This is a genomic window from Streptomyces sp. NPDC057253, from assembly GCF_042669125.1.
GTDB lineage: Bacteria > Actinomycetota > Actinomycetes > Streptomycetales > Streptomycetaceae > Streptomyces.
The window spans coordinates 114923-126295 of the sequence record NZ_JBHUXV010000009.1; the positions used below are offsets into that span (position 1 = coordinate 114923).

The 11373-nt window shown below is 71.8% G+C and carries 7 protein-coding genes; 5 read left to right on the plus strand and 2 right to left on the minus strand.

Annotation, left to right across the window (positions count from 1 at the left end):
• Nucleotides 1-117 precede the first annotated feature (117 nt).
• The 3 genes from ACFULQ_RS07275 (at nucleotide 118) to ACFULQ_RS07285 (ending at nucleotide 5369) form a co-directional block, all read left to right on the plus strand.
• The gene (locus ACFULQ_RS07275) at nucleotides 118-945 is read left to right on the plus strand and encodes a DUF3152 domain-containing protein (RefSeq protein WP_383539437.1); all 828 of its coding nucleotides are present in this window, start codon (nucleotides 118-120) and stop codon (nucleotides 943-945) included.
• A 63-nt stretch (nucleotides 946-1008) separates the two neighbouring features.
• The gene (locus tag ACFULQ_RS07280; protein WP_383539357.1) at nucleotides 1009-4362 is read left to right on the plus strand and encodes a S8 family serine peptidase; all 3354 of its coding nucleotides are present in this window, start codon (nucleotides 1009-1011) and stop codon (nucleotides 4360-4362) included.
• 191 nt (nucleotides 4363-4553) lie between these two features.
• Nucleotides 4554-5369, plus strand: a complete 816-nt coding sequence (locus ACFULQ_RS07285) for an SAM-dependent methyltransferase (protein ID WP_383539360.1) — start codon at nucleotides 4554-4556, stop codon at nucleotides 5367-5369.
• 11 nt (nucleotides 5370-5380) lie between these two features.
• On the opposite strand, the gene ACFULQ_RS07290 is transcribed toward ACFULQ_RS07285, so the two are convergent.
• Nucleotides 5381-6286, minus strand: coding sequence for a helix-turn-helix domain-containing protein (locus tag ACFULQ_RS07290; RefSeq protein WP_383539363.1), 906 nt, complete (start codon nucleotides 6284-6286; stop codon nucleotides 5381-5383).
• A 221-nt stretch (nucleotides 6287-6507) separates the two neighbouring features.
• Between ACFULQ_RS07290 and ACFULQ_RS07295 the strand changes: the two genes are divergently transcribed.
• Nucleotides 6508-7374 (plus strand): S1 family peptidase, encoded by an 867-nt coding sequence (locus tag ACFULQ_RS07295; protein WP_383539366.1) that lies wholly within the window; start codon nucleotides 6508-6510, stop codon nucleotides 7372-7374.
• Nucleotides 7375-7654: 280 nt separating this feature from the next.
• Nucleotides 7655-10153, plus strand: a complete 2499-nt coding sequence (locus ACFULQ_RS07300; RefSeq protein ID WP_383539369.1) for a SpoIIE family protein phosphatase — start codon at nucleotides 7655-7657, stop codon at nucleotides 10151-10153.
• Between the two features lie 19 nt (nucleotides 10154-10172).
• On the opposite strand, the gene ACFULQ_RS07305 is transcribed toward ACFULQ_RS07300, so the two are convergent.
• A complete protein-coding gene (locus ACFULQ_RS07305) occupies nucleotides 10173-11333 on the minus strand; it encodes a substrate-binding domain-containing protein (protein ID WP_383539372.1) in 1161 nt (386 codons plus the stop codon).
• Nucleotides 11334-11373 lie beyond the last annotated feature (40 nt).

An 11373-nucleotide genomic window follows, 5' to 3' on the forward strand; every position in this document is an offset into this window, starting at 1 on the left:
TCGTTTCGTTACCTTCCGGGCCAGGTCCGATCACATGGCGATCACATCGTGAACGCCGTGACAGCGCACAAACGAAACCCCGGCGGCCGTCGTCGCCGGAAGCACTCCGCGCGGAGCGTGAAGAGCCAACTGACCGGCGGACTCGCCGCGTTGGCGGTCTTCGCGGCCGTCGGTGGCGCGGTGGTGGCGTGGCTGCCGTCCGACGCGAAGCGACCGTCCACGGCGGCCACGCCTTCCCGGAGCGGAGCGCCCTCGCCTTCCGGCAGCGGAGCGCCCTCGCCTTCCGGGAGTGGGGCGCCCTCGTCTTCCGGGACTCCGGCGCCGCCGCGGACCAGTGAGCCGCCGGAGCAGAACAAGTCCAGCCCTTCCACGACTCCCCTTCCGAACAGCGGCCCGGGGACCTTCGTCACCGCGCCCGGCGAGAGCGCGAAGGTCGGCAAGGGCACTCCCCTGCGCTACCGGGTCGAGGTGGAGAAGGGCATCGCGATCTCCCCCGAGGACGTGGCCGAGCAGGTGGAGCGCGCCCTGGCCGATCCCCGCGGCTGGACGGCCGACGGCCACTCGGCGTTCCGGCGGGTGGCCGACGGCCCCACCGACTTCCGGGTCCGTCTGGCCACCCCCGCCACCGTGGACAAGTTCTGCGCCGAGGGCGGCCTCGACACCGGCGGCAAGGTCAATTGCAGCGTGAACCGCAACGTCATGGTCAACCTCAGACGCTGGGTCCTCGCCACCGAGTTCTACTCCAAGGACGTCGTCGGGTACCGCTCGCTGATCATCAACCACGAAGTCGGCCACTTCCTCGGCCACGGCCATGTCACCTGCCCCGGCAAGGGGCAGCCGGCCCCGGCGATGATGCAGCAGATCAAGGGCCTGCTCGGCTGCGTCCCCAATGTCTGGCCGTACGACAGCGACGGCCGCCCGATCACGGGTCCCGCCGTCCCGTGACGACCGATCCCCCAACGAACTGGAGTTCAGATGCAGTTACGCGTACGCCACAGACACGCGGTCATGGCCGCGGGGGTGGCTTCCGCGACCCTGGTCCTCGCCGGGCTGCCGGCCGGCGCGGGAGCCGTCGGCGAGGTGCCGGCGAAGGCTGCCCGTACCGCCTCCGCGGTGCGGACGGTCACGCTCGTCACCGGCGACCGGGTCCTGGTGGACGGCACCGGCCAGGTCTCCGGGGTGCAGCGGGCGCAGGGCCGCGAGGGCATGCCGTTCTCGGTCCGGGTGGTCGCCGGGCACACCCGGGTCGTACCGGGTGACGCCCAACTGCTGCTGGCCGAGGGCAGGTTGGATCCGCGCCTGTTCGACGTCACCCAGCTGGTCAAGGACGGTTACGACGACGCGGGCCGCTCCGACCTGCCGCTGATCGTCACCTTCCGCGGCAAGAAGGCCCCTTCCACCAGCCCGTTCACCGAGGCCGGGGCGCGGCTGGGCCGGGCGCTTCCGGTCGTCAACGGCAGGGCGATGCGCTCCGCGAAGAAGCGCGGCGCCGGGTTCTGGAAGGCGGTGACCCACAACTCCACCGCGGGGACAGCCCAGTTCACGGCCGCGGCCGGGGTGGAGAAGCTGTGGCTGGACGGAAAGCGCCGGGCCTCGCTCGACAGGAGCGTCCCGCAGATCGGCGCACCGACCGCCTGGGCCGCGGGCTTCGACGGCACCGGCACCAAGGTCGCCGTCCTGGACACCGGCATCGACACCGGCCACCCCGACCTCGCGGGCAAGGTGGTCGCGGAGCAGGACTTCAGCGGCAGCGGCGCCACCACCGACAAGTTCGGGCACGGCACGCACGTGGCGTCCACCGTGGCGGGCAGCGGAGCGAGGTCGGGCGGGAAGTACAAGGGCGTCGCGCCGGGCGCCGAACTCCTCAACGGCAAGGTCCTGGACGACCAGGGCGGCGGCAACGACTCCGGGATCATCGCCGGCATGGAGTGGGCGGTGGCCCAGGGCGCGGACGTCGTCAACCTCAGCCTCGGCGGCACCGACTTCCCCGGTGTCGACCCGATGGAGGAGGCCGTCAACCGGCTCTCCGCCGAGTCCGGCACCCTCTTCGTCATCGCGGCCGGCAACGAGGGCCCCGGTGAGCGGACCGTCGGCTCACCGGGCAGCGCGGCGGCCGCGCTCACCGTGGGCGCGGTCGACAAGTCCGACGGCCTCGCCGAGTTCTCCAGCCGCGGCCCGCGGGTCGGCGACGGCGGGGTCAAGCCCGACCTGACCGCGCCGGGCGTCGACATCACGGCCGCGGCCGCGGCGGGCAGCCTGCTGTCGGAGTGGTATCCCTCCGACATCCCCGGCTACCTCACGATCGAGGGCACCTCCATGGCCACCCCGCATGTGGCGGGTGCCGCGGCGATCCTCGCCCAGCAGCACCCCGACTGGAGCGGTGAGCGCCTCAAGGCGGTGCTGACCGGTTCCGCGAAGCCGGGCACGTACAGCTCCTACCAGCAGGGCACCGGACGGGTCGACCTGGTCCGGGCGCTGGACGAGAGCGTCGTCACCGAGCAGGGCCCGCTCGACTTCGGCGTCCAGCAGTGGCCGCACGCCGACGACCAGGCGCGGACCAAGAAGCTCACCTACCGCAACCTCGGCACCGAGCCGGTCACCCTCGACCTGGCCGTGGACGCCTACGGGGTGGACCAGAAGCCCGCCGCCGAGGGCATGTTCAGCGTCTCCCCGCAGCGGATCACCGTCCCGGCGGGCGGCGAGGCGAGCGCCGAGGTCACCGCGGACACCCGCGCGGGAACCGTGGACGGCAGTTTCGGCGGCGCGGTCACGGCCTCCTCGGCCGACGGCAAGGTCCAGGTGCGGTCCGCGGTCGGCGTGGACCGCGAGGTGGAGTCGTACGACCTCACGCTCAGGCACACCGACGAGGACGGCAGGGCGACCGGCGACGCCGTGACCTCCGTCGCGGGTCTCACCAGCTCCTTCTACGCCGACTACGCCGACGAGCAGGACGGTGAGCTGACGGTCCGGCTGCCCAAGGCGGACTACCTCCTGACCGGGGTGATCCACCCCTCGACCGCCTCGGACCGGCACGCCGTGCTGGTGCAGCCCAGGCTGACCCTGGACAGGGACACGACCGTCGAGGTCGACGCCCGGCAGGCGAAGCCGGTGGACATCACCGTGCCGGACCCGGGGGCCGTGAACAACGACGCAGCGGTCACGGTCGAGTACGGCCGGGGCGAGGGCCTGAACGACGCCCATCTCGAGTTCCTGATGCCCACCTTCGAGGGCTCCCGGTTCGGGCGGCTCGGCCCGGACGACTCGGTGACGGGGCTCATCTCCCTGTTCTCCGGCGGCTGGTCCGGCAAGGACAAGGACGGCAGGCCGGTCAACTACCACCTGGGCTGGTACCGGGAGGGCAGCCTGGACGGCTTCACCGCGCACATCGCGCGCAAGCAGCTGGCCAAGGTGAACCTGGAGGTGGGCGAGCTGGTCGACGGCCGGCGCGTCCAGTCGGAGGTGACCGCGCATCTGCCCAACGGCCGATTGGCGACTGGTTACACCGACATGCGCGGTGAACTGCCGTACCGGAGCACCGAGTACATCCTCGACAACGGCGTGAAGTGGTCGGTGCGCACCTGGCAGCGCTTCGGTGAGGGCCAGGACGCGGTCTTCGAGGGCTTCCTGATGCGCATGCCGAGAACCTGGAAGGCAGGCCGCAGCTACGACGAGCAGTTCGGCGTCGGTGTCTTCGGACCGGTCCTGAACGGCCCCGACGACCTCGGCCCTGGCAGGGGCTATCCCGGTGTCGGCCGCGCCGGGAACACGCTCAGGGTCTTCCTGCCGCTGTTCGGTGACGGCTCGGGGCACTGGGGCCTCAGCGACCCGACCTCGGTGACGTCCAGGCTGGAGGCGAACGGCAAGGAGATCGCCGACGACTACGGCATCCAGCCGACCGTCGACCTGACGGAGTACACGCTGCCCGCCGAGGACACCACGTACCGGCTGTCCCTCGACAACTCCCGTGATCCGGCCGTGTATCCGGCCGGCACCCGGGTCCACGCCGAGTGGACCTTCCGCTCGGCGAAGACCCCCGAGGGCGAGTTCGCGACGGTGCCGCTGTCCACGGTCCGCTTCAGCCCGAAGCTGACCCTGGCCAGCACCGCGAAGGCGGGCAAGCGCTTCGAGGTGCCCTTCACCGTCCAGGGCGGGGCGGCCGGACAGCGCCCGACGAAGCTCGCCTTCCAGGTGTCGTACGACGAGGGGAAGACCTGGCTGCCCGCCAAGTCCGTCGGCGGCACGCACCTGTCGCTGAAGCACCCGGCGAAGGCGGGTTCGGTCTCGCTGCGCGCGGAGCTGACCGACCGCGCGGGCAACACCCTGACCCAGACGATCGAAAGGGCCTATCTGATCACCGAGTGACCGCACGCACCTGCCTGTGCCCGGGACGGCCGCACCGCCGCCCCGGGCACGGGCGCCTCCCAACAACCGGCGGAATACGGCCTGTTGGGGCCAAAGATTCACATGGGGTCACTCACGGGGATTACCGTGGATGCCCCGACCGGTGTTCGACCGTTCGGTGGTTCCCCCATCGCGCACACGCAGGAGCGTCCATGGCTGATCAGGCGGAGAACTCGGCGCCGGAGGCATTGCCCAAGATCGACACCTCGGTCCCGCAGTCGGCCCGGATCTGGAACTACTGGCTGGGAGGGAAGGACAACTACGAGGTCGACCGGGTGGCCGGGGACGCGTTCCGCGAGATCTTCCCCGGCATCGAGACCGGCGCCCGCGCCGCCCGGTACTTCCTCGCCCGTGCCGTCCGTCATCTCGCCGGCGAGGAGGGCGTACGGCAGTTCCTGGACATCGGCACCGGGCTGCCCAACGTCGACAACACCCACCAGATCGCCCAGCGGGTGGCCCCGGAGTCCCGGATCGTCTACGTCGACAACGACCCGCTGGTGCTGGCCCACGCCCGCGCGCTGCTCACCAGCACACCGGAGGGCGTCACCAACTACGTCGACGCCGACCTGCGCGACCCGGCCACGATCCTGCGGGAGGCCGCGAAGACCCTGGACTTCGACAAGCCCGTCGCCCTCATGCTGATGGGCATCCTCGGCCACATCGAGGACCACGACGAGGCGTGCTCGATCGTGCGGGAACTGGTGGCCGGGCTGCCCTCCGGCAGCTTCCTGGTCCAGTACGACAGCACCGACACCAGCAAGGCCTACCTGGACGCCATCCGGCAGTACAACGAGGGCGGTTCGATCCCGTACATCCTGCGCAGCCCCGAGCAGATCGCGCGCTACTTCGACGGTCTCGAACTGCTCGAACCGGGGGTGGCGTCGTGCTCGCGCTGGCGCCCCGACACCGAGGCGCTGGGCCTGCCGGCCGAGGTCCACCAGTACGGCGGTGTCGCCCGCAAGAGCTGACCGCCTGCGGGTCAGGTCTCCTGGAGGATGCGGTGCAGGATCGTGGGCGTCTCGTCGGGTGACTCCGCCTCGACCGCGAGGCTGTTCATGGCGTCCCAGTAGCGCTCGATGTCGGCGGGCCGGTCGGGGTAGAGGCCGGTGGCGAGTTGTTCGAGGTAGACCACGTCGGGCAACTCGCTGCCGGGCAGCCGCACGATGGTGATCGGGCCGCCCTCCGCGGAGTGGCCGCCGCCGAGGAACGGCATGATCTGCACGGTCACCTGGGGAAGCCGGCACATCTCGATGAGATGCCTGAGCTGGGCGCGCATGGTCGCCCGTCCGCCCACCGCGCGACGCAGCGCCGCCTCGTCGAGCACGGCCCAGAGCCGGGTCGCCGGTTCCCGGCGCAGAATCCGCTGCCGGGACAGCCGTAACGCGACACGCCGTTCGAGCTCCTCGGGGGAGGCGTCCGCGTGGGCCAGCCGCAGGGCGGCACGGGCGTAGTCCGGGGTCTGGAGCAGACAGGGCACGCGCTGCACCTCGAAGCAGCGGATGAGGCTCGCCGCCTGTTCGGCCGCGAGGTAGGTCTGCGCCCAGGGGGGCACCACGTCGTTGAAGTACTGCCACCAGGCAGGGGTGTTGGCCTCCTCGGCGAGCGTCAGCAGGGTGGCGCGCTCGGCCTCGTCCGTGACGTCGTAGAGGGTGAGCAGGTCGGCCACGTCACGCAGCTTGAAGCCGTGGCGGCCCGCCTCCATGCGGCTGATCTTGGACCGGGAGCCGCGGATGACGTGCCCGGCGGCCTCGCGGGAGACCCCCTGCCGCTCCCGCAGTCTGCGCAGCCGGGCCCCCAGTACCAGCCGCGGCACCATGGGGCCGGCCGACGGGCCGCCCAGGAGCGTGTGGTCGGTGGGGGTTCCTGCGGGTTCCGTGGCACCCATGGGCATTGCTCCCTGCGGTGGAACGCGACCGTGCTCGTCTACGGGCACTGCGAGTTGCCATCGTAGGGGCTGACGGCCGGGCGCGGACAGGCAAGCGGAAGCGGGCCTTACGGGGGCAGCGGCCGAAGGCCACCTACCCGTGCGGGGCGTGGCCGGGGACACTGAGGCGTTGGGCACCGGCGTGGTCCCGTCCCGTCCACCGTCCTCGGGAGGCTTCCGTGATGAGAGCCGGACGTACCGGCATCGGACGAGCGCGGCTGATCGCCTCGGTGGTGAGCATGTTCGTGGCGTCGGCACTGGCCGTGTCCGACGCGGGTGCCGCGACGGGGACGCCCGCGACAGCGACGCGCGCGGCCGCCGCCGTCGAGTCCCTCGCGGTCGCCGGCACGAGCTGGTCCGTCGACGAACACACCGGAGCACTGCGGGTGTTCGCCGACTCCACGGTCTCGGCGGCGGACCTGGCCAGGGTCCGGCGGGCCACCGCGGGTGCCGCGACCCTCGAACGGCTCGACGGCCGGCTGCGCACCCTCCTGTCGGGCGGCGACGGCATCTACACGGCCGGGTGGCGCTGCTCGGCCGGGGTCAATGTGCAGAGCGGCTCCAGCTACTACTTCGTGACCGCCGGCCACTGCACCGAGGGCGCGTCCACCTGGTACACCAGCTCCGCCCTGACCACGACGGTCGGATCCACCGTCGGCACGAGCTTCCCGAACAACGACTACGGCGTCGTCCGGTACTCCAACCCGGCCGTCCCGCACCCCGGCACCATCGGAGCCGTCGACGTCACCGGCACCGCGACGGCCCGCATCGGCCAGAGCGTCTGCCGCCGCGGCTCCACCACCGGCGTCCACTGCGGCGTGGTCACCGGACTGAACGCGACCGTCAACTACGGCGGCGGGGAGGTCGTCTCGGGACTCATCCAGACGAACATCTGCGCGGAACCCGGCGACAGCGGCGGCCCCCTCTACGCGGGCGACAAGGTCATCGGCATCCTCTCCGGCGGCTCCGGCAACTGCACCAGCGGAGGGACCACGTACTACCAGCCGATCCAGGAAGCACTGAACGCGTACGGTCTGTCCGTCTACTGACCACTGAGGCCCCGTCGGCCCGCGTCACCGCGTCCGCGCCGACGGGCCGGTGAGGGCGATCCCCGCCACGGCCCGTCGTGCCGTACGGCGTGCCCGCCCGTGTCGCCCCGTCGACACCGGGGTCGAACTCCTCGCGGTACAGCACCCGGCTCGTCCGGCCCCTGGGGACAGGATCAGCTCACCCATATCGGCCCGACATCCCCTCACAGGGAGGTGCGAATGACCATAAAATGGGTAAACCACTCCACGGATGATCGAGGGCAGCGTGTCGGCCAACGGTATGGCATCGAGCTCATACCCGCTCAGCCCCGCGGGTGTCAGCGATGCGCCCGAGCGCGACGACGCACTGGTCAGGGCCGTGGTCCACGCCGTGGAGGTCACCGGAGCGCATACCGGAAGCGTGTTCCTGCTCTCCGGTGACCGTCGCTCGCTCGTCGTGGCCGCGTCCTGCGGGACACCGCCCTCGCTGCTCAGCGGGTGGCGTCGGATCCCGGTCAACAGCGGCATGCCGGTGGCGGAGGCCTGCCGCTCCGGGCGCATGGTCCACCTGGCCGGCGCGGAGGAGACGATGCGGCGCTTCCCTCAGCTCTCGATCGCCCTGCCCTACCCGTTCGGCTCCGCGTCGGTCCCCGTACGGGCGGGCGGGCGGACCTTCGGCGCCATCGCCGTGGTGTGGACGCCCAGGCCCGACGGGACCGGACTGTCGAGGACGCAGCGCGGGCGGTTGCGGTCCGTCGCCGACCGGCTGGGCACCACCCTCGCCGGACTGCGGGCCCGCGGCACGCTCGGTGAGTACGACGAGCGGACGGCTCCGGTGCTGGTCCCGCTGCCGTCCGCGCCGGCGATCCGGGTGGGCCTGTTCGACTGGAACCTCGACACCGGAGCCCTCGCTGTCGACGACGAGCTGTGCGCGATCTTCGGGATCGCGCCTCGCGCGTTCGACGGTCGGGCGGCCACACTGACGGCCCACATCGAGCCGGCGGATCTGCCCGGTTTCGAGTCCGCCGCCCGCGCCGCGGTCGAGGAGGGACACCTGCTGGCGCACTGCCTGCGCATCCTGGACGGTCATGGCGGACACCGCGTCGTCGAGCTGTGGGGCCGCGTACCGGAGAGCCCCGACGGCTCGGAGTCCTCCTGCCACCTGGTCGGCGCGGTGCTGGACTCCGGAAGCGGCATGGCCGCCGTGGCGGCGATAGAGCGGCTCGCGGACGGTTTCTTCGCGCTCTCTCCGGACGGGCGCCTCGCCTACGCCAACCACAGCCTGGAGGATCTGCTGCGGGTCCGCCAGGACGAACTGCTCGGCCGGCGACTCTGGGACGTCCTGCCCTGGCTGACCGATCCCGTGTACGAGGACCGCTACCGGGCCGCCGCCGTCTCCCAGCAACCGGTCTCCTTCCTGGTCCGCCGCCCGCCGGACGAGTGGCTGGTCTTCTCCCTCCACCCGGGCGCTCAGGGCATGACGGGGTGGGCCTCACGAGTACGGCAGCCCGTACCGGCCGGCACCGGGCCCGGTGCACCGGTCACCGAGGAGGGGCCGCCCTTCTCCTCGGCGCCTTCGCCCGCGGCCCCCCGCGTGGGTTCCCTCTACCGGGTGCTCACGCTGGGCAGCGCCCTCACGAAGGCGGCCACCGCGATCGAGGTGTTCGATGCCGTCGCCGATCAGTTGCTGCCGGCCTTCGGCGGCCAGAAGCTGGCGATCGCCGTGGTGGAGGAGCAGCGCCTGCACCTGCTCGCTCAGCGCGGCTGGGCGAAGCGCTTTGTCGCCCGGTTCGAAGGCAGCCCGCTGCACGCCCGGCTGCCCGTGACGGACGCCCTGACCTCCGGGGTCCCGCTGTTCATCGAGTCCCGGGAGCAGCTCCGCGAGAACTACCCCGAGCTCTTGGTGGGGCACACCAACTCCTGGGCGTTCCTGCCGCTGATCGCCTCGAACCACCCGGTCGGCGCCTGCATTCTCGGCTTCGACGACATCCACCGGTTCCCCGACGAGGAGCGCGGAGTCCTCACCGCGCTGGGCGGCCTGATCGGCCAGGCTCTGGAACGCGCCAGACTCTACGACGCCGAGTTCGCCCTCGCCCGCGGCCTGCAGAACGCGCTGCTGCCGCACCGGCTGCCCGCTCTGCCGGGGCTGCACGTCACGGGGCGTTATCTACCGGGCACCAGGGGGATGGACATCGGCGGCGACTGGTACGACGTCATCCCCACCGGCGACGAAGTCGCACTGATCGTCGGGGACGTCGAGGGTCACAACGTCCCCGCCGCGGCCGCCATGGGCCAACTGCGCAGCGCCATGCGGGCCTTCGTCGCCGCCGGCCACCGACCGAGCGAGGTCGTCGCCGGCACCAACCGGCTCCACATGGACCTCGACCCGGTGCTCCTCGCCAGCTGCTGCTACGCCCAGTTCCATCCGCGTTCGGGGATCGTGCGCCTCGTCCGCGCGGGCCATCTCCCGCCCCTGCTGCGCCTGCCCGACGGGCACACCGAGGTCCTGGACCTGCCCGGCGGCCCCCTGCTCGGCATCGACGCGACGGCACGCTTTCCGGAGTCGGAGCTGCGTCTGGCTCCCGGGTCGGTGCTGGCCCTCTACACGGACGGGTTGATCGAGAGGCGCGACTCGGACATCGGCTCCGACGTCGAGCGACTGCGGGGGGCACTGGCCCGGCTCGGCGGGGGCGGCCTGGACGATCTGGCCGACGGGTTGCTGCGGGATGCCTGTCACGCCACCCCCGACAGGGCGGACGACATCGCGGTCCTGCTGACCCAGTACGCCCCGCCACGTTGAGCAGTCCCCACCGCCACTGTCACATGCCCCAGATCCTCCGGTACGCCTCCCGGTAGCCCGCCGGATCCCAGGTCGTGGCGCCCTGGCTGTTGTCGGCCGTGCTGATGTGGACGGGGGCCACATACCCGCTGGCCGGCCGGCCCGAGAAGGCGCGATTGAACTCGTCGACGATCTGCCAGCCCTGCAGGGACAGCGGCTCCGGCACGGTGGCCGCCTGGTACTGCTCGCTGTTGATCCGCTGGAAGGCGGAGGGGTCGCCGTCGCCGGCGCCGATGTTGAAGGGCGGGCCGGAACCTTTCCTGCCGGCCGCGCGGAAGGCCGGGGCGGCATCGGCGAAGTACAGGTCGTTGATGGCGACGGAGTGGGTCCAGCTCTCCTGGAAGCGGGAAAGCAGTGAGGAGATCTCCCGGGGCATGCGGCTGCCGGCGTCCGGGATCGGGATGTTCTCGTACGCCAGCAGTTCCACCCCCGCGCAGGTGGCCAGCTCCTTCCTGATCAGGTCGGACTTGTACTTGGCGAAGGGGACCGAGGCATCGGTGAAGACCACAGCCCCGGCGGTGCCGCCGGAGCTGGAGATGACCCACTGCGCACTGGCTCTGGCCACGTCCTCGACTCTCGTGGTGACGTTGGTGAAGAGCCTGGGGCGCCGGCTGGGGCCGGGGGAAGCGACCGCGTGCCAGCCGATGAGCGGGATGCCTGCCGCGTTGGCGCGCGTCACCTGCTGCGAGGTCGAGCCCGGGTCGAAGCCCCCGATGACGATGCCCGAGGGTCTGACGTCCACGGCCTCGCTCATCGCCGCCTGGATGCCGGCGGGGGTGCCGCCACCGTCGATCACCCGGACGTCCCAGCCGATGACGCGCGCGGCCTTCCGCACGCTGTCCGCCACGCCCGCGACGCCGGGATTGGTCATGGTCTGGGCGACGTAGACGATGGTCTTGCCGGCCACCGCGCGGGGACCGCTGGTCGGTCCGTTCCAGGGGATGTCGGTCCGCTGCGCCCGGCTGACGGCGGCCTGGGCCCTGGTCTGGGCCGCGGGGCAGCCGCTCGGACCCGAGGTAGAGTGCGCCGGGTCGCTCGACGAGCCGCGTTCACAGCCGGCCAGCACGAAGAGCGCGACCACCAGGACGGAGGCAGTGGACCGCGCGTTGTGGACGGCGGGAGTGGTGCGGTTGCGGTGCACGGAAGCTCCTTGCGGAGGATGCCGGCCGGGCACTTCGGCG

Coding starts and splice junctions, on each gene's coding strand:
- ACFULQ_RS07280 (WP_383539357.1), top strand. CDS start 1,009: ATGGCCGCGGGGGTGGCTTCCGCGACCCTGGTCCTCGCCGGGCTGCCG.
- ACFULQ_RS07290 (WP_383539363.1), bottom strand. CDS start 6,286: ATGGGTGCCACGGAACCCGCAGGAACCCCCACCGACCACACGCTCCTG.
- ACFULQ_RS07295 (WP_383539366.1), top strand. CDS start 6,508: ATGAGAGCCGGACGTACCGGCATCGGACGAGCGCGGCTGATCGCCTCG.
- ACFULQ_RS07300 (WP_383539369.1), top strand. CDS start 7,655: ATGGCATCGAGCTCATACCCGCTCAGCCCCGCGGGTGTCAGCGATGCG.
- ACFULQ_RS07285 (WP_383539360.1), top strand. CDS start 4,554: ATGGCTGATCAGGCGGAGAACTCGGCGCCGGAGGCATTGCCCAAGATC.